We start from the raw sequence: 26196 nt of genomic DNA, 5'->3' as shown, positions 1-26196 counted from the left end.
GGGTCCTGGCGTGTCGACCATGGTCGACACCTACCAAGGGAGTTGCCCGCCGGGCGTGGCCCGGCGCTACCAGTCTGCGCGCAGGCCGATGTTGCCTTCGATCACGCGCCGTTCTTCTGTGCGGCTGCCGCCCACTTCGCGAGTATAGTCGGCCACGGCATACGCGCTGATGGTGCGGTTGAAGCGACCGACCACCCCTACGCCGGCTTCCAGCGCCCGCGAGCGTTGCGCGCTGGTTATCACGTCGGTGTCGAACTGCACGCGGTCCTCGCCGGAGCGGCCGTGCCAGTAGTTCAGCTTGAAGTACGGCTGCCAGCCGTTGTCGGCCAGCTGGTAATCACCGGCCAGGCGCAGGCCGACGCGGCCGGTCCAGGCGTTGTCACTGTCGAAGCGCACCGCAGACACGTCATCGCGCCGGTCATCCAGCGAACTGCGCTGCCAGATCACCTGCACCTGCGGTTCCAGCCACCATGAGGATTGCCCGAACTGCAGCAGCGGCTTGCCCGCCTCCAGCGACAGCGTGGTGCCATCTCCCTGCACGTCGATGCCGAGCCCGCGCGAGGAACGCACACGGCCGTCATAGCGGCTCTGCATCGCCACCGCGTCCAAGTAGCCGCCTTCGCTTCCGGTCAGCGTCCAGTACAGGCCCACGTGTTTGTCGTCCAGGCGGCTCTGGCCGACCTGCACGTTCTCCCAGCCCAGGGCCAGGCCGGTCACCCGGCCATCGGCGCGGGTGCGGCCGACGAACACACCGATCTGGTTGCGGTGTGCATCGGCGGCGGCGGCCCAGACGTCCACACCGGCCTGCACGCCCGTCAGATCGCCGTCGAAGCCCGGCTGGGCGTCGCCCTTCCAATGGATCTCACTGCTCTGCCCTACCAGCCGGCCCCAAGCGGTGCGCAGGGCGCCGGTGTTGTACAGCAGGCGCTGCTCGCCCTGGCGTTCGTGGAAGGCGCCCAGGCTGGCCAGCGACGCCTCGCGCAGCAGCGGCGGCACCACCGCATAGGTAGCGGTTTCCAGGCGGTACAACGGCACCACGTCACCCTGCGCGGGTCGCGCGCCGGCACTGGGCGCTGGGCCCAGGCCCGGTAGTGCGCCACCGGCCAACGGCACGTCGGGCACCGGCGGGTCGCTGGGTGGGGCAACGTCGGCCGGCTGCGGCGGTGGCGCCGGGGGCGCGGTCTCGGCAGCGGTCAGGTCCGGGTCCAGCGCCCCTTCGGGCGGCGGCGGCGGGGCCGGGGCGATCGCGGGCGGCGGCGCCACCGGCGGCGTGGGCGGCGGTGGCTCGGCGGTGCTGCCGGTTCCACTGGGCGCCGGGGTCGGGCCGGACACCAGGGTCGAGCGCAGGTACCAGTTCTCTCCACTGCCCGCGCTTACCCCGCCCTTGAACAGGAAGTACTCGTAGGCACCGGCCGACACCGGGGCGAACAGCGAGAACGCACCGGCTGCGGTGGTCGCACCGTTCAGCGCCTGCACTACCAGGATGCCGTCGGCCAGCGTGGCCGCGCCGCCACCGCCGGCATTGAGGATGCCGATACCGGTGCTCCCGGTTGCCGCTCCGCCATCGATCACCAGGCGGTCCGTAACGGAATCGTCCGCGCCCAGCACGGTACGCAGGTACAGACCACCGCCGTCACCACGGTAGTTGCCGCGGATCGTGAATACATCGCCGGCACCCACGCCGGTCAGGTCGATGCGCCCGGCGTTGACCACGTTCACCAGTGCGCTGTCGCTGAGCGGACGCACCCCATTGGAACCGCTGCCCGCGTACAACGTGCTGGTGTCATCCAAAGTAAGCGTGCCGGTGCCGGTTGCACTGTCGCCCAGCCGCAGATCGCCATCGAAGGTCAGTTCAGTGCTGCTGGCCAGGCTGATGGTTTCCCAGTTCTGCAGGCGGCCCACGCCGGTCATCTTGACGTTGCTGAGCGCAAGCCGGTCGTTGCCACTGCCGCCGTCGAACAGCGGCACCGCGCCCAGGTTGGCCTGGTTGAGGTTGGCCAACGTGGCCACATCATCGTCGGGACCGGCATCGATGGCGCCATAGACGATGCCACCGCCGTTCCAGTTGAAGGTGTCGTTGCCGGTACTGAGCAGTATCTGCCCGCGCACGGTGCCATCGGTGATGGTCACGCTGTCGGCGCCACCGCTCACGCTGATGTTGCCGCCGATATAGGCGGTGCCGGAAATGATGATGGTATCGGTATCGAAACCGGTCACCACGTTGCCATCCACCGTACCGCCGGACTGGTCCCAGAGGTTCTTGTCCAGCTTCATGTTGACCCGGCCGATGCGACCGCCGGTCATCCAGGCCTGGTCGCCATCTTCGAATGCACCGACGATGCGGCCACCGCTCATGCGGAAGGTATCGATGTTGTCGCCCTGCTGCAGGGCGCCGATGCTGCCGCCGCTCATGACGAAATCGTCGGCGCCACTGCCCTGCGTGACCAGCCCGCTGATGCTGCCGCCGCGCACGGTCATCTGGTCATTGCCGTTGCCCTGGTCAACGCTGTCCAGGGTGCCATCGCTGAGCAGCAGCACGTCGTTGCCATCGCCCTGCAGCACGCCGCCGCTGATGCTGCCGTCCAGCATCTCCAGGCGGTCGTTGCCGGCACCGAACTGCACGCCGGTGCGCCCGCTGATGGTGCCGCGGTTGACCAGCACGCTGTCGCCGGCACCGACGAACTGCAGTGCGGTGTTGTTGCCGGTGCTGATGCTGCCGAGGTTGTCGACGCGGCTGCCGCCACCCAGCTGCACGGCAATGCCACCGACCGAACTGATCGCCCCCTGGTTGCCGAGCTGGTGGCCTCCGGCGCCGACCAGGCTGATGGCGCTGCCGCCACCACTCTGCTGCAGCTGTGCGCCGCTGGCGACGTTGAGGGTGATGCCGGCCTCGCCGTTGGCGCTGACCGGCACGGTCTGCGGGTTGGGCGCTGCGGCACTGCAGGTGACGGTCTGCCCGGCCAGCGGGGTGACGTTGTCACAGCCCGCCCACGCGATGGGCACGGTGGCAGCCAGTGCAGCGGGGATGGCGAGGGCCTGCAGCAGGCAGCGGGTCAAGCGGCGCGGACGCGGTGCGGCAACGGACATACGGCACTCCTGGATCGGGAAGTCAGGAATTGCGGATATGGACACTGCTGGCGCCGCAGGGGCGCCGTGAAGCATTCAGGTGTGACGTTATGCCGGATGCATCAACCGTGGGGTGTGAAGTAACGCATGCATCACGTGGCGTGCATGTGCATGAATGTGTTCAGGCCAACCCAAGGTAGGTGCCAACCTTGGTTGGCACAAAGGGCTCCGGCCCGGGTCAGATCTTCAGGTAGATGCGACGCCGGTCCAGCCACCAGACCACGCCCCACCACAGCGCAACGAAGGCGATCGCCTGCAGCATCGAGGCCAGTTCCAGTGCGCCCGGCATCGCCGTGGCCAGCTGCTGCCACACCCAACCCCATGCACCGGTGGCCAGCAGCACCACCGACATCACCGAAGCGCCCAGGTAGGCGGTGATGGCATTGACGCCGAAGCGACGGCCCAGCGCGGGCCAGCCCCTGCGGTCGATCAGCAGGTGCCCGAGCCACAGCGCCAGCGCCGCCAGGCCGCCGGTCCACAGCACGTAGCTCGGCGTCCACAGCTGCTTGTTGAGCGGCAGCACAGTGGCCAGCAGCAGACCCAGCACGGCGGTCGCCACGCCCAGACCGGCCAGCGCGGACGCGCGCCCGTTGCGCAGCAGGCCACCGGCCAGCAGGCCCAGCACGGTGCTGGCGAGCGCGCCGAGGCTGCTCAACAGGCCTTCCGGATCGTGGCCGAGGCCGGTGTCGGCCTGCCACTGGTAGATGAAGGGCGCGAACAGGCTGGTATCCAGGCGGCTGGCCGGATTGGTCCACTGCGCCAGATCGCCGATGCCCAGCAGCAGCACCGTGTAGCCCACCAGCAGTGCAACCAGCAGCGCCAGCTGGGTGCGTGGCCGCAGGTACACCGCCACCACGCCCACCAGCGCCGCACACAGGGCGATGCGCTGCAGCACCCCCCAGATGCGGAAGTGATGCGTGTGCAGCGCCCACCACACCAGCAGGTGCAGCAGCACACCGGCGAGGGCGATGCGCAGCGCACGTTGCAGCACGCTACGGGCCAGTGCCGGGCGCGCGGCGGCGTCGTGCGCGCGCGGCGCTACGCTGAAGGCCATCGACACGCCGACCAGGAACAGGAAGAAGGGAAACACCAGGTCGGTGGGCGTGCAGCCATGCCAGTCCGCATGGCGCAGCGGCGCGAACACCGCGCTCCAGTCACCGGGATTGTTGACCAGCAGCATCGCCGCCACGGTGAGGCCGCGCAGGGCGTCGATCGAGCCCAGCCGGCGTGGCGGCGCTGCATCCATCAGGCCGCCTCGTATTGTCCGGCAATCCAGGTGCCGCGCACCTGCAATGCATCATCCAGCAGCACCAGGTCGGCCTGGTAGCCCTCCGCGATGTGGCCCAGGCGGTCATCCACGTTGAGGAACTGCGCCGGATAGGTCGAGGCCATGCGCGCGGCCTCGGCCAGCGGCTGGCCGAGCAACTGCACGGTGTTGCGCACGGCCGTGGCCATGTCCAGCGCCGAACCGGCCAGCGCACCGGCCGCGTTGCGCACCACGCCCTCCACGGCGGTGATGGTCTCGCCGTACAGCACGTAGCTGGGGTCATCGGCACCGACCGGCGGCATGGCGTCGGTCACCAGCAGCAGGCGCCCGCGCGGCTTGGCTGCCAGCGCCACGCGCAGGCTGGCCGGGTGCACGTGCACGCCATCGACGATGATGCCGATCCAGCTGTCACGGTCTTCCAGCGCGGCGCCGACCGCACCAGGCTCGCGCCCCTGCAGCGGCGACATCGCGTTGTACAGATGGGTGAAGCCGCGCACGCCCGCATCCAGGCCGTCGCGGATCTCTTCATAGGTGCCGGCGGTATGCCCGGCAGCCACGATCACCCCGCGCTCGACCAGCGCGCGGATCGTCTCCAGCGGCACGCGTTCCGGTGCCAGGGTCAGCAGGGTCACGCCGTTGTCCAGCGACGCGGCCAGCGCGATCTCGTCGGCATCGGGCACGCGGAACTTGCTGGCATCGTGGGTGCCCTTGCGCGCCGGGGCGATGTACGGGCCTTCCAGATGGATGCCGATCACGCCCGGCACGCCCTGCGCGATGGCATCGCGCATTGCCGCGATGGCCTCGCGCATCACGCCCACGTCGTCACTGATCAGCGTCGGCAGCATCGCGGTGGTACCGAAGCGCCGATGCGCCTGCGCGATGGTGCGCAGCGCGGCCACGTCGGGCGTGTTGTTGAACAGCGCACCGCCGCCACCATTCACCTGCACGTCGATGAAGCCGGGCAGCAGCCAGCCACCGCCCAGGTCCACCTGCTCACCGGCTGCGCCCAGCTGCGGGGCGGCATCGGGCAGCAGCGCAGCGATGCGACCGTCTTCGACCACGACCGCCAGATCGTCGCGGAAATCATCGCCGGTCAGGATGCGCGCGTTGCGCAGCACCTGTTTGCGCGGGGCAGCGGCCATCACACCGTCTCCGTAACCTTGTTCAGATGCGGCGGCAGATCCGGGTTGAAGCCGCGGCGCAGGGCCAGCGCATTGATCGCGCGGTAGAAGCTCTGCACGGTCAGCAGCGGCGCGCACAGCGGGTGCGGTGCTGCCGCCACCGGCAGGTTGCCGCCAGCACCTGCCAGCCACACCTGGGCGCCGCGTGCACTGAACTCATCCACCACCGCACGGGTACCGGCGCCGGTTTCATCGGGCTGGGCGAAGGCCAGCACCGGGAAGCCGCGATCCACCAGCGCCATCGGGCCATGTTTCACTTCGGCCGAACTGTAGGCTTCGGCGTGCAGGCTGCAGGTTTCCTTGAACTTCAGCGCCGCTTCCTGTGCTGCGCCCAAGCCCAGGCCACGGCCCAGCACGAACAGGTTGCGCGCATCGACCAGACCCTCGGTCAGCACCGTCCAGTCACACTGCCACGCTTCGCGCAGTGCATCGGGCAGCAGGTCCAGGGCATTGCGCAGGGCGCTGTCCTGCTTCCAGTACGCGGCCAACTGCAGCAGGGCGGCCAGCGAGGCCAGGTAGCTCTTGGTCGCGGCTACGCTCTTTTCAGCACCGGCGTGCAGCGGAATGACCGTGTCGGCCAACTGCGCGAGCGGCGAATCTTCCACGTTCACCAGCGCCACCACGCGTGCGCCGGCGGCCTTGGCAGCCTCGGCATTGCGCAGCAGGTCCGGGCTCTTGCCCGACTGCGAAATGACGATGAACAGCGCGCCGCGCAACTGCAGCGGCGCGGCATAGACCGAACCCACCGACGGCGAGGCCGACGCCACCACCAGGCCCAGCTGGGTTTCCAGCAGGTATTTGCCGTAGGTGGCGGCATGATCGGAACTGCCACGCGCGCAGGTCACCACGAACGGCGGCGGCGCCGCGCGCAGGCTGGCGGCCAGGGTTTCCATGGTGGCGTGGTTGCGGGCGAACTGGCGTGCGACCACATCGGCCGCTTCGGCGGCTTCGGCAAACATCAGGGTGGCGGTGGGGTCTGACAGCGACATGGCGGGCTCAGGCAGGTTCGGAAGGAAGGGAACGGGCGCCGGTCGGGCGCATCGGCGCAGTGGAACCGCGCACCACCAGCTGCGGCACGAAGCCCTGGTTGTGCAGCGACGCGGGCGCCTCATCGTAGGCATCGCTGCGCAGCTGGCCGATCAGCAGGCGCGCGGCGTGGCGGGCGATATCTTCGGTGGCCTGCTTGGCGGTGGTCAGCGGCGGCCACGACTGGCGCGAGAACGGGCTGTCCTCGAAGCCGGCGATGGACAGGTCGTAGGGCACGCTCATGCCGGCCGACTTGGCCGCGGCCAGCACGCCGGCGGCGATTTCATCGTTGGAACCGAAGATGGCGGTGGGCGGTTCGCGCAGCGCCAGCAGGCGGCGCGCGCCGCGGAAGCCGTCGTCGAAGGTGTAATCGCCCTGCACCACCAGATGCTTGTCCACGGTCATGCCGTAGTCCTTCAGCGCCGCCTCGTAACCGGCGTAACGTTCGCCGGAGGAACGGTGCGAGGTGCCGCCCCAGAGGAAGCCGATGCGCTGGTGGCCGAGCTGGATCAGGTGTTCAGTGATCTCGTAGGCGGCCTCGCGGTCGTCCACGAACACGCAGGCGCCATCGGCCGGATCTTCGGTAGCGGCAATGATGCGCACCAGCTTGATGCCGCGCGCGGTCAATGCCTGGATCAGGTCCCGGCGCTCGGACATCGGCGCGGTGAGCACCAGCCCGGCCAGGCGCGAGCGCTGCACCCAGTCGGCCAGCTCGTCGGCCAGCAGTGGCGAGCTGGAATCGCAGGGATGGATCTGCAGGCCGAAGCCGGTTTCTCGGCAGGCCGCCAGCACGCCGTTCTGCACGCCGATGATGTGGTACGGGTTGGGGTTGTCATACACCAGCCCGATCACGAAGGTGGTGCCGCTGCGCAGGTTGCGCGCGGACGGATCGGGTTCGTAGTCCAGTTCGGCGATGGCACGCAGCACCCGCGCGCGGGTGGCCTGCATCACCGAGGGCTCGTTGTTGATCACCCGCGACACCGTCTTCAGCGAGACCTTGGCCTTTTCGGCAACGTCCTTGATGGTCGCTCTGCGCATCGGTTTTTCCTGGGGTTGGCTGCCGTCCATCATCGCCGATCAGCCCCGGTCCTGCGGCAGGCCCACGCGGTGGCCCACCACCGAATAGAACAGGATGTACAGGTAGCAGGGCACCATCAGCAGCACGAAGGTAAGCTGGAAATCGATGTGCTGCTTGAGCAGGGCGAACAGCTGCGGAATGATCGCGCCACCGGCAATACCCATCACCAGCAGCGCCGAACCGGTTTCGGTGAAGCGCCCCAGGCCGCGGATGGCCAGCGGGAAGATGGCCGGCCACATCATCGCGTTGGCAAAGCCAAGCAGGGCCACGAAGGCCACCGACACGTAGCCGTGCGTTGCCCAGGCGCCCAGGCAGAACACCACCCCCAGCACCGCCGACAGGGTCAGGTAGCGCGACTGCGACACCACCCGCGGAATCACCAGCAGGCCGACCACGTAACCGACCAGCATCGCGCCCAGGGTGAAGGCGGTGAACATCTTGGTCTCGTCCAGCGGCAGGTTGAAGCCATGGCCGTAGGTGCCGATGGCATCACCGGCCATCACTTCCACGCCCACGTACACGAACAGGCACAGCACGCCCAGCCACAGGTGCGGGAACTGGAAGATGCTGCGGCGCTCGACCGCACCGGCCGCCACCGGCGTGGCATTGGCCTCGGAGGATTTGATTTCCGGCAGCGGCGAGAACAGCACCGCTACCGCCAGCACCACCAGCAAACCGGCCATGGCCAGGTACGGGGCGTGGATCTTGGCGGCGAACTGGTTCAGCAGCACGGCCTTGGTCGCGGCATCGGCCGCCTGCACCTGCGCATCCAGATCGCCAATGCCATGCAGCACCACCGTGCCGATCAGGATCGGCGCCAGGATGCCGGCGATCTTGTTGCAGATGCCCATCAACGCGATGCGCCGCGCCGCCGTTTCAATCGGCCCCAGGATGGAGATGTACGGGTTGATGGCCGTCTGCAGCAACGCCAGTCCGCTGCCGATCACGAACAGGCCGCCCAGTGCGCCGGGGTACCAGCGCTGGGTGGCGAATTCGCCGAACAGTGCCGCGCCACCGGCCATCACCAGCAGGCTCAGGCTCAGGCCCTTCTTCATGCCGGTGCGGCGCAGGATCCACGACGAGGGCAGCGCCAGGAAGAAGTAGGACAGGTAGAACACCATCAGCACCAGGAAGGCGCCGACCTCGCTGAGCTCGAAGGCGAGCTTGACGAAGGTGATCAACGGGCCGTTGAGCCAGGTGAAGAAGCCGATCAGGAAGAACAACACGCCGACGATGGCGATGGAGGTGGCCACGTTCGGGCGCGCGCTTGCAGCGGGGACGGCGGACATCAGGAGGGCTCCTGCGGCGACGGCCGCAGAACGCGGCGTCGGAGAGTGGCTGGGAACAACGTTGTCACATTCTTTCGATGGACAGCGGCGGTTTGTCAACTTCCAATCTGCACCGGTTCGCGCGGGTGCTGCACTGCGCAAGGACAAGCGGGGCGATACCGCTGAATGGGCGGCAGGCCTTGACGCTTGTGGCGCAAGGGCGCGCGGGGTGAACGGATCATCACGCGATGTAAACGTTTTCGCCGTACTTGATTCGTTGCGTCGCAGCAACGAAAGTGTCACGAACTCGTTGACATCGTTGTCAGCGCAGTTACAGACTCCGCCCCATCGCCGGGTCTTTCGTGGGCCCGGCACCCACCTGCAGCAGGAGCCCGCGTGACCGCCAGCCATCCCGCCCCGGCCCATGTGCTTTCCCGTCACGCGCCCTCGTTCCTGGCCGCTGACGTCGGTGGCACCCATGTGCGCGTGGCCCGGGTGCAGGCCAGCGGCGATGCCGCCCATCCGGTGCAGGTGCTGGACTACCGCAAGTACCGCAACGCCGACCATGCCGGCCTGGCCGCCATCCTTTCCGACTTCCTGGGCGACGACGCCCGCCCCGCGCACTGCGTGGTGGCCGCCGCTGGCTACGCCCGCGAAGACGGCACGGTAATCACCGCCAACGTTCCTTGGCCGTTGTCGGCGCGGCAGATCGAAGCCGAGGTGGGCGTGCAGCGCGTGCACATCGTCAACGACTTCGAAGCGGTGGCCTATGCCGCCGCGCAGGTGGACGCCAGCGGCGTGCTGCACCTGTGCGGGCCCGAAAGCGCAGCGCGCGGCCCGACCCTGGTGGTCGGCCCCGGCACCGGCCTGGGCGCGGCGCTGTGGATTCCCACCGCGAATGGTCCGGTGGTCCTGGCCACCGAAGCTGGCCAGCCCACGCTGGCGGCCAGCACCGCGCTGGAAATGGACATCGTGCGCCACATGCAGCGCGAGCGTGCGCATGTGTCGATCGAACACGCCCTGTCCGGCCCCGGCCTGATGAACCTGTACCGCGCCGTCTGCGCCCTGCAGGGCGATGCCCCGCAGCTGGGCAGCCCTGATGCAGTCACTGCGGCGGCCATGTCCGGCAGCGATGCGCACGCACGGCAGGCGCTGGATGTGTTCTGTGGCCTGCTGGGCAGCACCATCGGTGACATGGCGCTGTTCTACGGCGCCCACGGTGGCGTCTACCTGGCCGGCGGCATCCTGCCGCAGATCCGCGAATACCTGCGCGCCAGCACCTTCGTCGAACGCTACCTGCAGAAGGGGCCGATGGGCGAAGCGCTGGCACGCATCCCGGTGAAGGTGGTCGAGCATGGGCAGCTGGGCGTGATCGGCGCCGCCAGCTGGTTCCTGCTGCACCACCCCGCCTGATCGGCAATACGCAGTACGCAACACGCTGTACGCGCTGTATCCGCACCACCGCGCAGGTTGCTGCAGAGGCAGCCGTGCGCGTTCCTACCTACCGCACGCCGCCGACACCGCAACCCAGTGATGAGGAGAGACATCATGAACACCCGCAAGACTCTGCTTTCGGCAGCCATCGTCGGCTGCCTCGCCTTCTCGGCGCATGCACAGCAAACGACCCCGCAGGACCTGGACACCGTGCAGGTGGTGGGTATCCGCGCCAGCCTTGAAAAGTCGCTGGACACCAAGCGCAACAACGTGGGTGTGTCTGAAGCGATCACCGCCGAAGACATCGGCAAGTTCCCCAGCACCAACGTGGCCGAAGCGCTGTCGCAGATTCCGGGCGTCACCCTGGACCGCCGCTTCGGCCAGGGCGAGCGTGTCAGCATCGACGGCACCGATCCCAGCCTCAACCTGTCTTTCCTGGACAACCACCCGGTGGCGCAGGCCATCTGGCTGTACGGCGAACAGCCCAACCGCGGCTTCGACTACACCCTGCTGGCGCCGCAGATCCTGGGCCGCGCTGAAATCATCAAGTCCTCCGAAGCGCGCCTGACCGAAGGCAGCTTGGGCGGCACCGTGCTGATGCACACCCGCCAGCCGCTGGACATGAAGCAGAACGAAGTGGCCGCCTCGGTGGGCTACAGCTACAGCCAGCAGGCCAGCGAAGGCAAGCCGAACGCGGCCGTGCTGTACAGCTGGAAGAACGATGCCGAGACCTTCGGCGTGGCCGTGTCGGCCCAGCACTATGAAGAAGCCGTGGACCGCCAGGGCAAGGAAGTGTTCGGCTACGTGAAGGCCAGCACTTTCGCCAACGCCACCGGCGTGGCCGCCGACGTGGACGTGCCGAACTCGTTCAACGCTGCCTGGTTCCAGCAGGAACGCAAGCGCGACAGCGCCGTGGTCAACCTGCAGTTCAAGCCAACCGACGAACTCGAGTTCAACCTGAGCGGCCTGTACATCAAGGAAAAGTTCGACAACTACAACCAGTCGCTCTATTCCTTCCTGACCTGGAACCCGGGCACGGTGAACGCGGTGGACCAGCTGGGCACCGTGCGCAACGGCGTGGCCACCAGCGGCCATTCCGATGCCAGCGCCACCGCCAACAGCGGCACGCTGATCTATGACAACAACGTGCGCCTGTCCGAGGTGACCACCAAGGGCGTGGACCTGCGCGGCGCGTGGAAGAGCGAATCGTGGGGCGTCAGCGGCCAGGTCGGCCAGAGCAAGTCGGAAAACAAGGACCTGGCGCAGTACTTCATCGAGCCGTTCTACAACGGTGGCTACAGCTGGAACATGGACAAGGGCATCACCTTCGATGACCCGGCCGGTGCCCGCGATCCGGCCAACTGGGGTTCGGCCGGTGGCTGGTTCGGCAACAACGGCGTGTTCTCCACCGAGAGCAAGGACACCTACGCCCAGCTCGACTTCAACGTGCAGTTCGACAGCATCTTCAACCAGCTGCAGTTCGGCGTGCGCCACGGCAAGCACGAAGAAGCCTTTACCCTGAACGTGTACGGCGGCGTGACCCCGGGCACCCTGGCCGACGTGGGCACCATCGGCCTGACCGACATCCAGGGCTTCACCGTTGACCAGGGCCGCCACGTGCAGGCCGGCCGTGACAACGTGCTGAACTGGGTGCGCAACAGCCCGATCGACTACAGCAACCCCGATCCGGCCAGCTACCTCAACAACAGCTGGGCGCTCACCCAGACCAACAACGCCGCCTACGCGCAGTTGAACTTCTCCAACGGTCCGCTGCGCGGCAACCTGGGCGTGCGCTACGTCGATTCCAAGACCGAAGGCAGCGGCTTCGTCTACGGTGGCACCCCCACCCTGACCGACCTGGACAGCAAGTGGCAGACCCGCACCAAGAAGGAAGACTTCGTGCTGCCCTCGCTCAGCCTGGCCTGGGACACCGACAATGACTGGGTGTTCCGCTTCGCCGCGGCGAAGGTGATCGCCTGGGCGCCGTACAACCAGATGGTCAACAACACCTTCCTGAACGACACCACCCTGACCGGCTCGGGCGGCAACGCCGATCTGTCGCCGTACGAGTCGTGGAACTTCAACGCATCGGCCGAGTACTACTACGCACCGCAGTCGGTGGTGGCCTGGTCGGTGTTCTACAAGAAGATCGACAACTACATCGACACCTCGGCCACCATCGAGCGCCAGTACAACTCGATCCGCGATACCTCGCCGGCCACCTGGGCGAACATCGTCGGCACCAACGGCTGCACCGCCGACGGTTACTGCGACTACAGCATCCAGCGCCCGCGCAATGCCGGCAGTGGCCACGTGAAGGGCTTCAACATCAGCCTGCAGCAGCCCTTCGGTGAAAGCGGCTTCGGCCTGACCGCCAACTACACCTATGCCAACGGTGAGAACAACACCGGCGATCCGCTGCCCTACCAGTCGCGCAACGCCATCGCGCTCAGCCCGTACTTCGAAAAGGGCCCGGTGAATGCCCGCCTGACCTACAACTGGCGCGACAGCTACCTGGCCGGTGGCTACGTGGCCGGTGCGGCCCCGGCCAGCGTGGATGACTACGCTGAACTGGGTGCCAGCTTCGGCTACACCTTCAACGACAACTGGTCGTTGAACATCGACGCGCAGAACCTGCTGGACGAGACCTACTTCCAGTACCTGGGCGATAAGGAACACCTGGCCGGCAAGTACAAGAGTGGCCGCCGCTACATGGCCACCGTGCACTTCAAGTTCTAAGCCAGCGCAGTGCAACACGCGCGACGGGCCCGGTCTTCCGGGCCCGTCGTACGATGGGATACCGGTGGGCGCCCGCACAGGCGCCTGCGCGGCGGCCACTGCAGGCCGCCCACCACAGGAGTGACACGATGCGATTTTCCCCGCTTGCCCCGCTGCTGCTGGGCACCCTGTTCGCGGCCCTGCCGGCGCTGGCCGCCGATGCGCCGGCCCTGGATTCGGGCCCCGGCCCGCAGCTGCGCGATGGCAGCCTGATGCTGGTACCCGCGCCGGCGCGGGTACAGCGTGGCACCGGTGCGGGCATCACCGTGCGTGCCGACACCCCGCTGCTGGCCGACGGCGAAGCCGCACAGCGCGTGGCTGCGCAGTTTGCCGACCTGCTGGCGCGCAGCGGTGGCCCGCGCCTGGCCGCAGCGCGTGAGGGCGCCGCGGCGAACAAGGGCAGCATCCACTTCCAGATCGTGCCAACCTTCCGCGACAGCGGCGAAAGCTACACGCTGGAAAGCGACGCACAGGGCGTGCGGGTGCAGGCCGGCAACGAAACCGGCCTGTTCTACGGCGCCACCACCCTGGCCCAGCTGGCCACCGGCGGCAGCAACGGCGTACTGCCGGCCGTGCAGATTTCCGACGAACCGCGCTTCAGTTGGCGCGGTTTCATGCTCGATTCGGCGCGTCATTTCCAGAGCCTGGACGAGATCAAGCGCGTGCTCGATGCGATGGCCGCGCACAAGCTCAACACCTTCCATTGGCACCTGACCGACGATCAGGGCTGGCGCATGGAGATCAAGCGCTACCCGAAGCTGACCAGCGTCGGCAGCTGCCGCCTGCCCGCCGGCGATGGCGGCATCGATCCGGTCAGCGGCAAGCAGTACCCGTACTGCGGCTACTACACCCAGGACCAGATCCGCGAGGTGATTGCCTATGCGGCCAAGCTGCATATACAGGTGATTCCGGAAATCGACGTGCCCGGCCACGCCACCGCCGCCATTGCGGCCTATCCCGAGCTGGGCTCGATCAGCACGCCGCTGCAGCCGATCAGCGAATGGGGTGTGTTCCCCAACCTGTTCAACACCGAAGACAGCACGGTGCAGTTCCTGGAAAACGTGCTGGAAGAAGTGATCGCGCTGTTCCCCGCGCGCTACGTGCACGTGGGTGGCGACGAAGCGGTGAAGGACCAGTGGATCGCCTCGGCGCGCGTGCAGCAGCGCATGCGCCAACTGGGCATCAAGGATGAGATGGCCATGCAGAGCCACATCATCAAGCGCCTGGAAACCTTCCTGGAAGAACACGACCGCCGCCTGATCGGCTGGGACGAGATCCTGGAAGGCGGGCTGCCGCCGCAGGCCACGGTGATGTCCTGGCGCGGTACCGAAGGCGGCCTGGCCGCGGCCAGCGCCGGCCACGACGTGATCATGTCGCCGGTCACCCACCTGTACCTGGATTACCTGCAGACTGCCTCGCCGAACGAACCGCCGGGTCGCCCGGCGCAGGTGAACCTGGCCAAGCTGTACGCCTTCGAGCCGGTGCCGGCCGAACTGGCCGCCGACAAGCGCGGGCATATCCTGGGCCTGCAGGCGAACATGTTCACCGAGCACACGCGCAGCTACGCGCGCCTGCAGCACAACCTGTTCCCGCGCCTGGCAGCGGTGGCCGAAACCGGCTGGAGCCCGGTCGCGCAGCGCGATTTCCGCGACTTCCTGGCCCGCCTGCCGGCACAGCTGCAGCGCTACCGCGCCTGGGGCCTGGCCTACGCACAGACGCCGTTCCAGGTAGCCGTGGGCCAGACCGACAACCGCGCCGCCAACACGGTAACGGTGTCGCTGTCCAACCCGCTGGGCTACGAGGTGCGTTATCGCACCGATGGCAAGCCGGTGACCGCGCAGTCGCCGCTGTACACCACGCCGCTGACCGAAACGCTGCCGGCCACCGTGCAGGCGGCGGCGTTCTACCAGGGCCAGATGCTGGCCGCCGCCCCCACCGTGGTGGACTACAGCGCGCAGTCGCTGCTCAGCCGCCGCAGCCAGCAGCTGCTGAGCTGCGTGGGCGAAAAGGGCCTGGTGCTGCGCCTGGAAGACGACGGCCCGCGCGAAGGCGAGCGTGCCGTGTTCAACGTGGATATCTTCCAGCCGTGCTGGCGCTGGGCCGATGCACAGCTGGCCGGTATCAGCGGCTTCGACGTGCGTGCCGGGCGCATTCCGTACTACTTCCAGCTGGCCCACGACGAACCGGCGCGCAAGTTCGAAAAGGCCACGCGCGCGAACGGTGAGATGCGCATCCGCCGCGGCGACTGCAGCGGCCCGGTGCTGGCCGAAGTGCCGCTGCCGGAAAAGCCCGATGCCGATGGCTTCGTGACCCTGCACGCCGCGCTGCCGGCCGGCATCACCGGTACCGACGATCTGTGCATCAACTTCACCGGCGATACGCGCCCGGCGATGTGGGTGCTGGACGAGGCCACGCTGCGGTAAGCGCCCCCGGTCCTGGGGTCGGATCCCTTTCCGCAGGAAAGGGCTCTGACCCCGAGCCAGGATCCCTCACCCCCGCCAGCGCAGCAGCAGGTCGCGCAGCGGCGTAAAGGCGGTGGCCATGCCCGCCAGCACGCCGATCGTGTTGGCCATGGCATCCATCGCGTCGGCACTGCGGTTGCTGGTCAGCGCGCCCTGTGCGAACTCGATGCACACGCCCATCAGCACCAGGCCCACGCCCGCCCACAGCAGTGGGCGGCCCCGCCGGAACAACTGCACGGCGCTGCCGGCCAGGATGAAATAGGCCAGGAAGTGTTCGACCTTGTCGCTGTTCTTCGGCAGGTCCATCGGCGGCGGTGGGATCAGGCAGACCACGATCACCACCAGCACCGCCAGCGCCCACAGCGCCGCCCACAGCCACGGCCGGCGCAGCGGCTTGATCAGCGGCAGCGCCGCACTCACAGGCGCCAGCTCAGGTCACCCAGTTCGAAGGCCGGCTCGAAATCCACCTCGCGCTGCAGGCCGATCACCTGGAAGCGCTCGCCCATCTCGGTCGGCAGGGTCAGCTTCTTCACCTGGTCACGCAGCTGGATGCGGCCCACCTCATCGGTGCGCTCTTCGGCCAGCACCAGCACCTGGTCCAGGCCATTGCCCAGCAGGAAGCTGGCCTGGCTGCAGTAACCGGCCAGATCGAATCCCGCGTGCAGGCCGGCCTCGGCCATCGCGGTGAAATCCACCGACGCGGTGATGTCCTGCAGGCCCGGCCAGCGGTACACCTCGTTGTGCACGTGATGCCGATAGAACGCGCGTACCGTGCCGTCGTCGCGGTCGTGCTGGTAGAACTCGGCGCGGCTGTAGCCGTAATCGACGAACAGCATCGCACCGCGCTGCAGGCCACCGGCCACCGCCTGCAGCCAGTACGGCAGCTGCGGCAGCACTTCGGAGCGATAGCCCTCGGCGAACGGCTTTTCCAGATAGCGCTCGATATGGCGCACCGCGCCGTTCAGCAGCACATCGGCCGGCTGCGCGCCGCGCATGAAGTTACCCTGGCCATCCAGTTCCACGGTTTCTTCGTAGACTTCACCGTCCTTCACCAGGAAGCGCGGCGTGGGCAGCGCGTCGATCACTTCGTTGGCGAACACCACGCCTTCCCAGTCATCGTCGAACGGGCGGTCCACCCACTCCACGCGGGCGGCCAGCTCGGCCGGCAGGTTCTGCTGCAGGCGCTGCTGCTGGCGCTGGCGCAGGTCGGCACTGGGTTCCAGGATCGCGTAGCGCGCCGGCAGCGCGTCCAGCTCGGCCAGGCGCAGCAGCACGGCTTCGGCGAACGCACCGGTGCCACCGCCCAGTTCCAGCAGGCGGGCGTGCGCGCCCAACTGGCCGAACACCGGCGCCAGCGCGTTGGCCACGCTGCCGGCGAACAGCGCGCCCATTTCCGGCGCGGTGGTGAAATCGCCACTGCCGCCGAACTTGCTGGCACCGGCGCTGTAATAGCCCCAGCCCGGCGCATACAGGCACAGTTCCATGAAGCGGGAGAACGGCATCGCCCCACCCTGCGCAAGGATTTCAGCACGCAGGGCGGCGGCCAGCTGGTCGCTGTGGGCCAGGGCATCGGCTTCGGGCAGGGGGAAGGTGGGCTGCATGGCGTCTTCGAATGCGGTGACAATGGTGCACAGGATAGCCGAGCCTTGGAGGACCCTCATGAGCGACACCGCCCCCGTGGCCCTGATCACCGGCAGCGCACGCCGGATCGGCGCGGCCATTGCCCGCCAGTTCCACGCCTGTGGCTGGTCGGTGGTGCTGCACGCGCATACATCCAGCGCCGAGCTGCAGCAGGCCGCCTTCGATCTGGAAAACGTCCGCCCCGGCAGCGTGCTGGCCCTGCAGGCCGACCTGCGTGACGCCGCCGCCCTGCCCGACCTGGTGGACCAGGCGGTGGCCCACTTCGGCCGCCTGGATGCGCTGGTCAACAACGCCTCCAACTTCTTCGCCACCCCGCTGGGCCAGGTCACCGCCGAGGCGATGGACGAACTGTATGCGGTTAACGCGCGTGCCCCGCTGCTGCTGGCCCAGGCCGCCGCCCCGCACCTGCGCCGCCAGCACGGCAGCATCGTGAACCTGACCGATCTGCACGGCACCGACCCGATGCGCGACCACGTGGCCTACACGATGGCCAAAGCCGCGCTGGAAATGGCCACCCGTTCGCTGGCGCTGGAGCTGGCGCCGAAGGTTCGGGTGAACGCGGTCGCCCCCGGCGCGATCCTGTGGCCGGAACAGGGCAAGGACGATTTCGCCCGCGAAGCGTTGCTGGCGCGCACGCCGCTGGCGCGGATCGGCACCGTGGAAGAGATTGCCGAGGCGGTCTACTGGCTGGCGGCCGATGCGCAGTTCGTGACCGGCCACACCCTGCGGGTGGATGGCGGGCGCACCGTGAGTTGATCGTTCAGCCACCCATGGGGTGGCTGTGTCGGGTCAATCCACCGCGCCGGGAACCAACTCCACCACCTCGAACGCCTCGCCATGCTGCCGGTGCGCCCGCCACAGCGTGGCCAGGTCCTGGCCAGTGACCGGGTCGATGAAATCCGGGGCGATGTCGGCCAACGGCTTCAGCACGAAGGCATGTTTCAGTTCCGGGCGCGGAATGCGCAGGTGGCCGGGTCCTTCCACGATCAGATCGCCGTAGAACACCACGTCGATGTCCAGCGTACGGTCGGAAAAGCGCGGCCCGCTGCGATCGCGCCCATGCGCGTCTTCCAGCGCGTGCAGCCAGTCGTCCAGTTCCTGCAGCGGCAGCTCGGTCTCGATCGCCACGGCGTTGTTGAGGAAGGCCGGGCCTTCGAAGCCGACGGCGGCGGTCTGGTAGGCCGGCGACACCCGCACGGCGCCGAAACGCTCGCGCAGGGCCGCCACCGCGGCGTGGAGGTAGCGGCGGGGCTGGACGTTGCTGCCCAGGCTCAGGAGCACGGTGGTCATGCGATTCCGGTGGCGGCGTTCTGGGGGGACGTGGGCATGCCGTCATCACGGCGGCCTGCCTACACTCCGGGACGCACATGATAGGGCACCGACATGACCTATTGCGTTGGAATCGAGGTGGATGAAGGCCTGGTCTTCGCCGCCGACACCCGCACCAATGCCTCGCTGGACGACGTGCGCGTGCACCGCAAGCTGCACGTGTTCGACTACCCCGGCCAGGCCGCGTTCGTGCTGATGGCCGCCGGCAACCTGGCCACCACCCAGCTGCTGGTCTCGCGCCTGGCCCGCGATGCCGCCGAACGGCGCACGCCGAACCTGCGCGACATGCCCCACCTGTTCGAGGCCGCGGCCTACGTGGGCCAGCTGCTGGTGGACAGCCAAGTGAAGTGCCAGCACAGCGAACACGGCCATGACGGGGTCAACACCCAGGCCACGCTGATCTTCGGCGGCCAGGTGGCCGGCGAAAGGCCGGGCCTGTACATGGTGTATCCGCTGGGCAACGCCATTGCCGCTTCACCGGAAACGCCGTACCTGCAGATCGGCGAATCCAAGTACGGCAAGCCGATCCTGGACCGCATCCTCAGCCCGGCCACGCGCCTGGGCGATGCGGCGCGCACGGCCATCGTGTCGCTCGATTCCACCATCCGTTCGAACCTGTCGGTAGGCCTGCCGATCGACCTTGCACTGATCCGCGATGGCGAGCTGCGCGTCGGCCAGCAGTTGCGGCTGGGGGCCGATTCAGCGCTGTACACCGACATCCACCAGAACTGGTCGCGGCGGCTGGAACAGGCGGTGGAAAGCCTGCCCAGGTTCCCGTGGGAAACGTCGCAGCGCGATGGAGGGTAGCGCCGGGCCACGCCCGGCAATCTGCGCTCAGGCCAGTGCTTCGGCCACGGCGCGGAACACCTGCTGCATCTGCAGCGGCTTGCGCAGCACGTGCACCTGGATGCCTTCCGGAATGTCGTCGGCGGGTATTTCCACCTGCGCCTCTTCCAGCACCAGCGCCGGGCCGCGATAGCCCAAGGCCGCCATTTCGCCCAGCAACTGGCTGGCCGGCAACAACCGCGATCCCGCATCGGCAATCACCAGCGCCGGCATCGCCTCCTGCTGCATCCAGCGCAATGCCGCCGGGCCGTCCGAGGCCAGCTGCAACTGGTAGCCCTGGCTGGACAGCGCATTGCCCAGCAGCGACAGCCGCGTGGCTTCGCCATCCACCACCAGGATCGATTGGCCACTGCCCAGCGCCACCAGCTGTTCCACCGGTTCGCTGCGGTCGGCACGATCGTGCATGGGCAGGTGCAGCTCGAAACAGCTGCCCTGCCCCGACTGGCTGCTGACCTGGATGCTGCCGCCGGCGCCTTCGACGATGCGCTTGCACGACATCAGGCCCAGCCCGGTGCCCTCGGCCTTGGTGGTGAAGAAGGGATTGAACAGATGCGACAGCGTATCTGCGTCCATGCCGATGCCTTCGTCGGCCACGGCAATGCGCATCCAGTCCACGCCCTCGCGCTGGCCATCATGGCGCGCGACCAGGCTCAGGCGGCCGCCGTCGGGCATCGCCTGGATCGCATTCAACGCCAGGTTCAACAGCACCTGCTGCAGCTCGGTGGAGTTGGCGTCCACGGCCAGGCCTTCGTCCAGCACCTGGACATCCAGGGTGACCGCGTCGGGCACGCTGCTGCGCAACAGCAGCGCCACCGCCTGGAACAGATCATCGATGCGGATGTGTTCGCTGGGTTTGCGCGAGCCGCGCACGAACGACAGCATCGATTCGGCCATCTCATGGCCGCGGCGTCCGCATTCGGCAATCACATCGGCCAGGTGGTGCAGCTGCGGGTCCTGGGTACGCGCCTTCAACAGGTCCGGCATGATCAGCAGCGGCTGCAGGATGTTGCGCAGGTCATGGCTCAGACCGGCCGCCAGCAGCGACAGGCTTTCCAGACGCTGCGCGCGCATCAGCTCGGTTTCCACGCGCATGCGTTCCACCGCGCTGCGTGCTTCGCGCACCGCGCGCGCCACCGCTGACGGCAGGCGCGCCGGCTGGTGCTTGATGATGTAATCGTTGGCGCCCTTCTGCAGCGCCTCCACCGCATTTTCCTCGCCCATCGTGCCGGAGACGAAGATGAAGGGAACATCCGGCGCGCTCTCGCGCACGATGCGCAGCGCTTCATCGCCGGAAAAGCCTGGCATGCTCAGGTCTGACAGCACGATGTCGGGCAGGAATCCGGCCAGCGCCTGGCGCAGCTCGCCCGCGCTTTCCACGCGTTCGAAACGGGCCTCCAGGCCTGCGTCCAGAATCTGCTCGGACATCAGCTCGGCATCTTCCGGCGAATCTTCCACCAGCAGGATGCGCAGCGGGCCGAGCGCGTGGGCGGTCAGGACCATGGGCTTACTCGCGCTCCGGCGCCTGGTTGATCAGCGCCCAGAACTTGCCCAGGGTCTGCACCGCACCGAAGAACTGGTCCACGTCCACAGGCTTGACCACGTAGGCATTCACGCCCATGTCCCAGCTGCGCGCCAGATCGCTTTCCTCGCGCGAGGAGGACAGGATGACCACCGGCAGGCGCTTGAGTTCTTCGTGTTCGCGGATCTGCCGCAGTACCTCCAGGCCATCCATGCGCGGCATTTTGATGTCCAGCAGCAGCACCGCCGGCAGGCCTTCCTCGCGGTCGGCGAAGGCGCCGCGGCGCAGCAGGTAATCCATCACTTCCACGCCATCTTCCACGTGAACGATGGGGTTGGCCAGGCGTGCTTCCTGCAGCGCGTCGATGGCCATTTCAGCGTCGGCCGGGCTGTCTTCGGCCAGCAGGATGGTACGCAGAGTCGTCATGCGGAAGGACCTTGGTTGACCGCGTCCAGCGCGGGAGGCAGGTAGAAGTGGAAGGTGGCGCCGGCATCGGGCTCGGCTTCGGCCCAGATGCGGCCACCGTGGCGGGTCAGCACGCGGCGCACGCTGGCCAGGCCGATACCGGTACCGGGGTAGTCGCTGGCCTTGTGCAGGCGCTGGAACACCCCGAACAGCTTGGCCGCGTAGGCCATGTCGAAGCCTGCACCATTGTCGCTGACTGTGAACTGATGACCGCCATCGGGCTGGGTCTGGTAGTCCACGCGGATCTTCGCTGGGTTTCGGTTGCCTGAATACTTCACCGCGTTGCCCAGCAGGTTCAGCCACACCTGGCGCATCATGTTTTCATCGGCCACCACGATCGGCAGCGGAGCGATGGACCATTCGACGCTGTGCGCGGGCGCGCCGGCTTCGGCATCGGTCTTCAGGTTGGCATCGAGCATGGCGCGGGTGTCGGCCACCAGCGACTGCATGTCCACGGCCTGCTGGCGCATGGCCGCGCGGCCCAGCCGCGAATAGACCAGCAGGTCATCGATCAGTGCGGCCATGCGCCGCGCCGAACTGGAAATGACGTCCAGGTAGTGGCGGCTCTTCTCGTCCGCGTCGTCGCCCAGGTGGCGCGTGAGTTTGTCGGAGAAGCCAGCCACGTGGCGCAGCGGTGCGCGCAGATCGTGCGACACCGAATAGCTGAAGGCTTCCAGTTCGCGGTTGACCTCGGACACCTGCGCGACTTTGCCTTCCAGCTGGCGGTTCAGTTCTTCCACGCGCCACTGCACCGCCCGCTGCACGGTCACGTCACTGATGGTCAGCAGCACCACTTCATCGTCACTGTCGGGCAGCGGCATGCGCCGTGCGTTCAACAACATGTAGCGCACCATGCCATCGGCGGTGCGCTGTTCGTGTTCGAAATCCCACAGTTCTCGGCCGCGCAGCAGCACGTCGGCCAGGCGTTGGCGCACCACCGGATCCTTCCACGCACCGTCGCCGACATCGCCCAGCAGCATGCCGTCGGCACGCTCATCCTGCAGGTCGTACAGCTCGGAAAATGCCGGGTTGTGCAGCTGCACGCGCAGTTCACGGTCCAGCAGCACGATGGGTTCGCGCACGGTCTGCAGCACTGACGCGGCGCGACCGGCTGCGCGCAGCGACTGCCGCTCGGCCTGCAGGCGGCGGCCGATCTGCCGTTGCAGCAGCCACAGCACCACGCCCAGCAGAGCCAACTGCACGGCCAGCGAACTCCACGAAATGAACTCGGTCTGGCGGCGCTGGCGGCTGGCCTGCTCGGCACGTTGGGCCAGCAGCTTCTGCTCGCTGGCCTGCAGTTCCTCCACCAAGCCACGGATCGGATAGCGGGTGCTCAGGTCCTGCACCAGCTCGCGCTGGTCGGTGTTGGGTTCGGCACGGGCCAGTTCGCGGGCCAGCGCCATGCGCCCATCCAGCATCGATTCGATGCGACCGATGCGGATCAGCTGTTCGGGGTTGTCGCGGGTCAGGCGCCCCAGTTCGGCCAGCCGGCCGGGAATGTCCTGCGCCTTGGCCATGCGCTCGCGCAGGCCGGGCGCGTCCACGCCCTTGGACAGGGTCAGCGCGGCCGATTCCACGTCGCGCACATCGGCCTGCAGCTGCTGCAGGGCCACGCCTACGGCCTGGGTATGGGTCACCCAGGCCATCGCCGCCTCGTTGTCCTGCTGCAGTTTGCGCAGGGTCAGCCACGGCACCACGATGATCGCAGCCGCCGCCAGGGCCAGGGCCGGCAATCGCCAGCGGTCCCAGACATCATCACTGAACACCAGCGCCATAGTCCCTCGTCAGCACCGCAGCGGAATCGGCAATATAGCGCAGACGGTCACCGGGTTTTCCGCGCGCTGCAAAAAACGGGGGCGCCCGTTGGACGCCCCCGTCGTGTTGCCGCGTGTGGCGCTGGCCTCAGCGCTTGGCGGCGGCGTTCACCTTCAGCGCGGCCGCGTCGACTCGGGTCACGCCCTTGATGCCCTTTGCCGTGGTCACTGCCTTGTCATGCTCGGCCTGGGTGGCCACCGTGCCGCTCAGGCTGACCACGCCGTTCACCGTTTCCACCTTCACTTCGGTGCCCGGCACATTGCTGCTGGCCAGCAGGTCGGCCTTCACCTTGGTGGTGATCCAGCTGTCGGTCACCGGCTCGTTGGAATCGTGGCGATCGGCATGGGTCATGGCCGAATGGTCGGCCTTCGGCGGGCTCTTGGCGGCCGGGTCCTTGGCGAATGCAGCAGAGGAGGACAGGGCCAGGCCCAGGGTGAGGGCCGAAGCAATCATCGTGCGGGTCAGGGTGCTCATCGTGCGGTGCTCCTTCTGTGTGTGCCGCCAGTGTGCGCACCGGCATGTGTGGCAGGCGTGGCGCCACGGTCATGCCGCCGTGAATCAGCGCCATTGCACGGCAAACCGTTCAGTTTTGCGCAGCGCGCGTGCTCGTTTACCCTGCCCTTCCCGCCCCCCGGAGACCTGCCATGCGCCCCGATCTGCAAATGGCCCTGATCGGCTACGGCCTGGCCGGACGTGTGTTCCATGCACCGCTGATCCAGCACACACCCGGCCTGGCCCTGCACAGCATCGTCAGTTCACAGCGCGACACGCTGCTGCGCAGCTTCAGCGATGTGCATGTGCGCGAGACGCCGCAACAGGTGTTCGATGACCCCGCGGTGGATGCGGTGGTGATCGCTACCCCGAATGCGCAGCATGCGCCGCTGGCGCTGGCCGCGCTGGCCGCAGGCAAGCACGTGCTGGTGGACAAGCCCTTCGCGCTGGACATGGCCGAAGCCAACGCCGTGGCAGCCGCGGCCCGCGATGCCGGGCGCATCGTCAGCGTGTTCCAGAACCGGCGCTTCGATGCTGACTTCCTCACTCTGCAGGCACTGCTGGCGCAAGGCGTGCTGGGCGATGTGGCCGAATGCCATGCGCACTTCGACCGCTACCGGCCGCAGGTACGCGATCGCTGGCGCGAGCAGGACGGGCCCGGCAGCGGCCTGTGGTACGACCTGGGGCCACACCTGCTGGACCAGATGCTGGTGCTGTTCGGCTGGCCGCAGGCGATCGATGCCGATCTGGCCGTACAACGCAGCGGCGGCAGCGGCGTGGATTATTTCCACGCGGTGCTGCACTACCCGCGCCATCGCGCCATCGTGCATGCCGGTTCGCTGGTGGCCGCACCGACGCCGCGTTTCGCCGTGCACGGTGAATTGGCGAGCTGGGTGAAGTACGGCCTGGACGTGCAGGAAGCGCAGTTGCGCCGTGGCGTGGCGCCGGGCGCGCCGGGCTGGGGCATCGACCCACGGCATGGCGAACTGCTGCGCTGCGATGCCGACGACAGCGTGCAGCGCAGCACGGTGGACAACGTGCCAGGCGACTATCGGCAGCTGTACGCGCAGTTCGCCGCCGCGCTGCATGGCGACGGCGAGCCGACGGTCAGCCTGGCGCAGGCGCTGCAGGTGATGCAGTTGCTGCAGGCAGGCATGGACAGCGCCCAGCAAGGGCGGCGGATCGAACTGGGGTGACCGGCAGGGCTGCGCCCTGCACCTGCTTAATGCAACGGCAACTTCAAAAGCCTGCTATCCGTGGTATGGCGGGGTGGGTCCGGTTGAGGGGGACGCCGTTAACCCGTCCATGGGGGCTTGGCCGCGGCTTGCTCGTGTGCGCTTTCCTGCGCACACGGCAAGACCGGGGTTGGGCGTCCTGCCCAACCCGCCCGAGGCATGCCTCGGGCCCATGCCGCGGACACCCCCTCAACCGGACCCACCCCGCCTTCGACACTTTCCCGCGATCTGCCAGTAGATCCACGCCATGCGTGGATGACGTGGAAACAATCGGAATCGGCGGGGTCGGAGCCCTTTCCTGCGGAAAGGGATCCCACCCCGATTGCTTACGACTTCTTGATGGCGTGGCCGCCGAACTCGTTGCGCATGGCCGACAGCAGGCGGTCGGTGAACGAGTTGGATTCGCGCGAGCGCAGGCGTTCCAGCAGCGACAGGGTGATTACCGGCGCCGGCACATCCAGGGCAATGGCTTCGGCGACCGTCCAGCGGCCTTCGCCGGAATCTTCCACGTACGGGGCGATGCCATCCAGCGACGGGTTGCGCTTCAGCGCTTCGGTGCTCAGGTCCAGCAGCCACGAACGCACCACGCTGCCGTGGCGCCACACTTCGGCCACCTGGGCCAGGTCCAGCTGCAGCTCGTCCTTGCGCTCCATCAGCGCGAAGCCTTCGGCATAGGCCTGCATCATTCCGTATTCGATGCCGTTGTGGACCATCTTGGTGAAGTGGCCGGCACCGGACGGACCGACACGGCCCCAGCCACGGTCTTCGGCCGGCGCCAGCGTGCGCAGCAGCGGCGCGATCTGCTCGACCACCGCTTCTTCGCCACCGACCATCAGGCTGTAGCCTTCCTGCAGGCCCCACACGCCACCGCTGGTGCCGCAGTCCACGTAGCCCAGGTCATCTTCGGCCAGCGCCTTGGCGCGGCGCATCGAGTCCTGGTAGTTGGAATTGCCACCGTCGATCACGATGTCCCCTTCGGCCAGGTGCGGGGTCAGCTGGCCCAGCGTCTGGTCCACGGTCTCACCGGCCGGCACCATCAGCCACACCACGCGTGGCACCGGCAGTGCAGCCACCGCGGCGGCCAGCGAATCAACCACCTGCAGGCCGGCCTCGGCCGCACGCTGGCGCGCACCTTCGCCGGGGTCGTAACCCACCACGCGGTGGCCGCCGCGATGCAGGCGCTGGGCCATGTTGGCGCCCATGCGGCCCAGGCCGATCATTGCAATATCCATTG

Annotated in this window: 20 protein-coding genes; 6 read left to right on the top strand and 14 right to left on the bottom strand. The window is 67.8% G+C overall.

Annotated elements, in window-relative coordinates:
- Positions 1–66: 66 nt before the first annotated feature.
- The 6 genes from C1922_RS15245 to C1922_RS15220 form a co-directional block, all read right to left on the bottom strand.
- Entirely contained in the window at positions 67–3087 is a 3021-nt protein-coding gene (locus C1922_RS15245; RefSeq protein WP_108750530.1) for an autotransporter outer membrane beta-barrel domain-containing protein, read from the bottom strand.
- A 217-nt stretch (positions 3088–3304) separates the two neighbouring features.
- Positions 3305–4372 (bottom strand): heparan-alpha-glucosaminide N-acetyltransferase domain-containing protein, encoded by a 1068-nt coding sequence (locus C1922_RS15240; protein WP_108750529.1) that lies wholly within the window; start codon positions 4370–4372, stop codon positions 3305–3307.
- Positions 4372–5535 carry an N-acetylglucosamine-6-phosphate deacetylase gene (gene nagA, locus C1922_RS15235; RefSeq protein WP_108750528.1) on the bottom strand — a complete coding sequence of 388 codons (1164 nt, stop codon included), beginning with the start codon at positions 5533–5535 and terminating at the stop codon, positions 4372–4374. Before nagA ends, C1922_RS15240 begins: the two co-directional genes overlap by 1 nt.
- Positions 5535–6563 carry an SIS domain-containing protein gene (locus C1922_RS15230; RefSeq protein WP_108750527.1) on the bottom strand — a complete coding sequence of 343 codons (1029 nt, stop codon included), beginning with the start codon at positions 6561–6563 and terminating at the stop codon, positions 5535–5537. Before C1922_RS15230 ends, nagA begins: the two co-directional genes overlap by 1 nt.
- Positions 6564–6570: 7 nt before the next feature.
- Positions 6571–7638 (bottom strand): LacI family DNA-binding transcriptional regulator, encoded by a 1068-nt coding sequence (locus C1922_RS15225; protein WP_108750526.1) that lies wholly within the window; start codon positions 7636–7638, stop codon positions 6571–6573.
- Between the two features lie 39 nt (positions 7639–7677).
- Positions 7678–8967, bottom strand: a complete 1290-nt coding sequence (locus tag C1922_RS15220; RefSeq protein WP_108750525.1) for a sugar MFS transporter — start codon at positions 8965–8967, stop codon at positions 7678–7680.
- 375 nt (positions 8968–9342) lie between these two features.
- Here C1922_RS15220 and C1922_RS15215 point away from each other — a divergent pair, with 375 nt between their 5' ends.
- From C1922_RS15215 to C1922_RS15205, 3 genes are all read left to right on the top strand, one after another.
- Positions 9343–10359 (top strand): glucokinase family protein, encoded by a 1017-nt coding sequence (locus C1922_RS15215; RefSeq protein WP_108750524.1) that lies wholly within the window; start codon positions 9343–9345, stop codon positions 10357–10359.
- A 135-nt stretch (positions 10360–10494) separates the two neighbouring features.
- Entirely contained in the window at positions 10495–13119 is a 2625-nt protein-coding gene (locus tag C1922_RS15210; RefSeq protein WP_108750523.1) for a TonB-dependent receptor, read from the top strand.
- A 128-nt stretch (positions 13120–13247) separates the two neighbouring features.
- Entirely contained in the window at positions 13248–15581 is a 2334-nt protein-coding gene (locus C1922_RS15205; protein WP_108750522.1) for a family 20 glycosylhydrolase, read from the top strand.
- A 66-nt stretch (positions 15582–15647) separates the two neighbouring features.
- Here the strand turns inward: C1922_RS15205 and C1922_RS15200 are convergent, their stop codons facing one another.
- Both C1922_RS15200 and C1922_RS15195 read right to left on the bottom strand, forming a co-directional pair.
- Positions 15648–16040 carry a VanZ family protein gene (locus C1922_RS15200; RefSeq protein ID WP_108750521.1) on the bottom strand — a complete coding sequence of 131 codons (393 nt, stop codon included), beginning with the start codon at positions 16038–16040 and terminating at the stop codon, positions 15648–15650.
- Complete coding sequence (locus C1922_RS15195) at positions 16037–17221, bottom strand: SAM-dependent methyltransferase (RefSeq protein ID WP_108750520.1); 1185 nt, start codon at positions 17219–17221, stop codon at positions 16037–16039. The genes C1922_RS15200 and C1922_RS15195 overlap by 4 nt, the downstream gene beginning before the upstream one ends.
- A gap of 58 nt (positions 17222–17279) precedes the next feature.
- Between C1922_RS15195 and C1922_RS15190 the strand changes: the two genes are divergently transcribed.
- Entirely contained in the window at positions 17280–18017 is a 738-nt protein-coding gene (locus C1922_RS15190; RefSeq protein ID WP_108750519.1) for a pteridine reductase, read from the top strand.
- Positions 18018–18050: 33 nt separating this feature from the next.
- On the opposite strand, the gene folK is transcribed toward C1922_RS15190, so the two are convergent.
- Entirely contained in the window at positions 18051–18551 is a 501-nt protein-coding gene (folK, locus tag C1922_RS15185) for a 2-amino-4-hydroxy-6-hydroxymethyldihydropteridine diphosphokinase (RefSeq protein ID WP_108750518.1), read from the bottom strand.
- A 93-nt stretch (positions 18552–18644) separates the two neighbouring features.
- Between folK and C1922_RS15180 the strand changes: the two genes are divergently transcribed.
- Entirely contained in the window at positions 18645–19397 is a 753-nt protein-coding gene (locus tag C1922_RS15180) for a 20S proteasome subunit A/B (protein ID WP_108750517.1), read from the top strand.
- Between the two features lie 27 nt (positions 19398–19424).
- Here C1922_RS15180 and C1922_RS15175 read toward each other — a convergent pair whose 3' ends face one another.
- From C1922_RS15175 to C1922_RS15160, 4 genes are all read right to left on the bottom strand, one after another.
- Positions 19425–20936: an ATP-binding protein gene (locus tag C1922_RS15175; RefSeq protein ID WP_108750516.1), complete on the bottom strand. Its 1512-nt coding sequence runs from the start codon at positions 20934–20936 to the stop codon at positions 19425–19427.
- Between the two features lie 4 nt (positions 20937–20940).
- Complete coding sequence (locus tag C1922_RS15170; protein WP_108750515.1) at positions 20941–21381, bottom strand: response regulator; 441 nt, start codon at positions 21379–21381, stop codon at positions 20941–20943.
- Positions 21378–23195, bottom strand: a complete 1818-nt coding sequence (locus C1922_RS15165; RefSeq protein ID WP_108750514.1) for an ATP-binding protein — start codon at positions 23193–23195, stop codon at positions 21378–21380. The genes C1922_RS15170 and C1922_RS15165 overlap by 4 nt, the downstream gene beginning before the upstream one ends.
- 127 nt (positions 23196–23322) lie before the next feature.
- Positions 23323–23709, bottom strand: a complete 387-nt coding sequence (locus C1922_RS15160; RefSeq protein ID WP_108750513.1) for a BON domain-containing protein — start codon at positions 23707–23709, stop codon at positions 23323–23325.
- 170 nt (positions 23710–23879) lie between these two features.
- Here C1922_RS15160 and C1922_RS15155 point away from each other — a divergent pair, with 170 nt between their 5' ends.
- Complete coding sequence (locus tag C1922_RS15155) at positions 23880–24923, top strand: oxidoreductase (protein ID WP_108750512.1); 1044 nt, start codon at positions 23880–23882, stop codon at positions 24921–24923.
- Positions 24924–25288: 365 nt separating this feature from the next.
- On the opposite strand, the gene gnd is transcribed toward C1922_RS15155, so the two are convergent.
- On the bottom strand, positions 25289–26194 hold the full coding sequence (gene gnd, locus C1922_RS15150) for a phosphogluconate dehydrogenase (NAD(+)-dependent, decarboxylating) (protein ID WP_108750511.1): 906 nt from the start codon (positions 26192–26194) through the stop codon (positions 25289–25291).
- Positions 26195–26196: the final 2 nt, after the last annotated feature.

This window comes from Stenotrophomonas sp. ZAC14D2_NAIMI4_7, from assembly GCF_003086675.1.
Classification (GTDB): domain Bacteria; phylum Pseudomonadota; class Gammaproteobacteria; order Xanthomonadales; family Xanthomonadaceae; genus Stenotrophomonas.
Note: the sequence above shows the minus strand (reverse complement) of the source record. Positions and strands in the feature narration are given on the sequence as shown.

What these genes read in the sequence shown, in the direction of transcription:
- C1922_RS15160 (WP_108750513.1), bottom strand. Translation starts at nt 23,709, where the DNA reads ATGAGCACCCTGACCCGCACGATGATTGCTTCGGCCCTCACCCTGGGC.
- gnd (WP_108750511.1), bottom strand. Translation starts at nt 26,194, where the DNA reads ATGGATATTGCAATGATCGGCCTGGGCCGCATGGGCGCCAACATGGCC.
- C1922_RS15220 (WP_108750525.1), bottom strand. Translation starts at nt 8,967, where the DNA reads ATGTCCGCCGTCCCCGCTGCAAGCGCGCGCCCGAACGTGGCCACCTCC.
- C1922_RS15195 (WP_108750520.1), bottom strand. Translation starts at nt 17,221, where the DNA reads ATGCAGCCCACCTTCCCCCTGCCCGAAGCCGATGCCCTGGCCCACAGC.
- C1922_RS15205 (WP_108750522.1), top strand. Translation starts at nt 13,248, where the DNA reads ATGCGATTTTCCCCGCTTGCCCCGCTGCTGCTGGGCACCCTGTTCGCG.
- C1922_RS15190 (WP_108750519.1), top strand. Translation starts at nt 17,280, where the DNA reads ATGAGCGACACCGCCCCCGTGGCCCTGATCACCGGCAGCGCACGCCGG.
- C1922_RS15230 (WP_108750527.1), bottom strand. Translation starts at nt 6,563, where the DNA reads ATGTCGCTGTCAGACCCCACCGCCACCCTGATGTTTGCCGAAGCCGCC.
- C1922_RS15180 (WP_108750517.1), top strand. Translation starts at nt 18,645, where the DNA reads ATGACCTATTGCGTTGGAATCGAGGTGGATGAAGGCCTGGTCTTCGCC.
- C1922_RS15210 (WP_108750523.1), top strand. Translation starts at nt 10,495, where the DNA reads ATGAACACCCGCAAGACTCTGCTTTCGGCAGCCATCGTCGGCTGCCTC.
- folK (WP_108750518.1), bottom strand. Translation starts at nt 18,551, where the DNA reads ATGACCACCGTGCTCCTGAGCCTGGGCAGCAACGTCCAGCCCCGCCGC.
- C1922_RS15175 (WP_108750516.1), bottom strand. Translation starts at nt 20,936, where the DNA reads ATGGTCCTGACCGCCCACGCGCTCGGCCCGCTGCGCATCCTGCTGGTG.
- C1922_RS15170 (WP_108750515.1), bottom strand. Translation starts at nt 21,381, where the DNA reads ATGACGACTCTGCGTACCATCCTGCTGGCCGAAGACAGCCCGGCCGAC.
- nagA (WP_108750528.1), bottom strand. Translation starts at nt 5,535, where the DNA reads ATGGCCGCTGCCCCGCGCAAACAGGTGCTGCGCAACGCGCGCATCCTG.
- C1922_RS15225 (WP_108750526.1), bottom strand. Translation starts at nt 7,638, where the DNA reads ATGCGCAGAGCGACCATCAAGGACGTTGCCGAAAAGGCCAAGGTCTCG.
- C1922_RS15155 (WP_108750512.1), top strand. Translation starts at nt 23,880, where the DNA reads ATGCGCCCCGATCTGCAAATGGCCCTGATCGGCTACGGCCTGGCCGGA.
- C1922_RS15245 (WP_108750530.1), bottom strand. Translation starts at nt 3,087, where the DNA reads ATGTCCGTTGCCGCACCGCGTCCGCGCCGCTTGACCCGCTGCCTGCTG.
- C1922_RS15240 (WP_108750529.1), bottom strand. Translation starts at nt 4,372, where the DNA reads ATGGATGCAGCGCCGCCACGCCGGCTGGGCTCGATCGACGCCCTGCGC.
- C1922_RS15165 (WP_108750514.1), bottom strand. Translation starts at nt 23,195, where the DNA reads ATGGCGCTGGTGTTCAGTGATGATGTCTGGGACCGCTGGCGATTGCCG.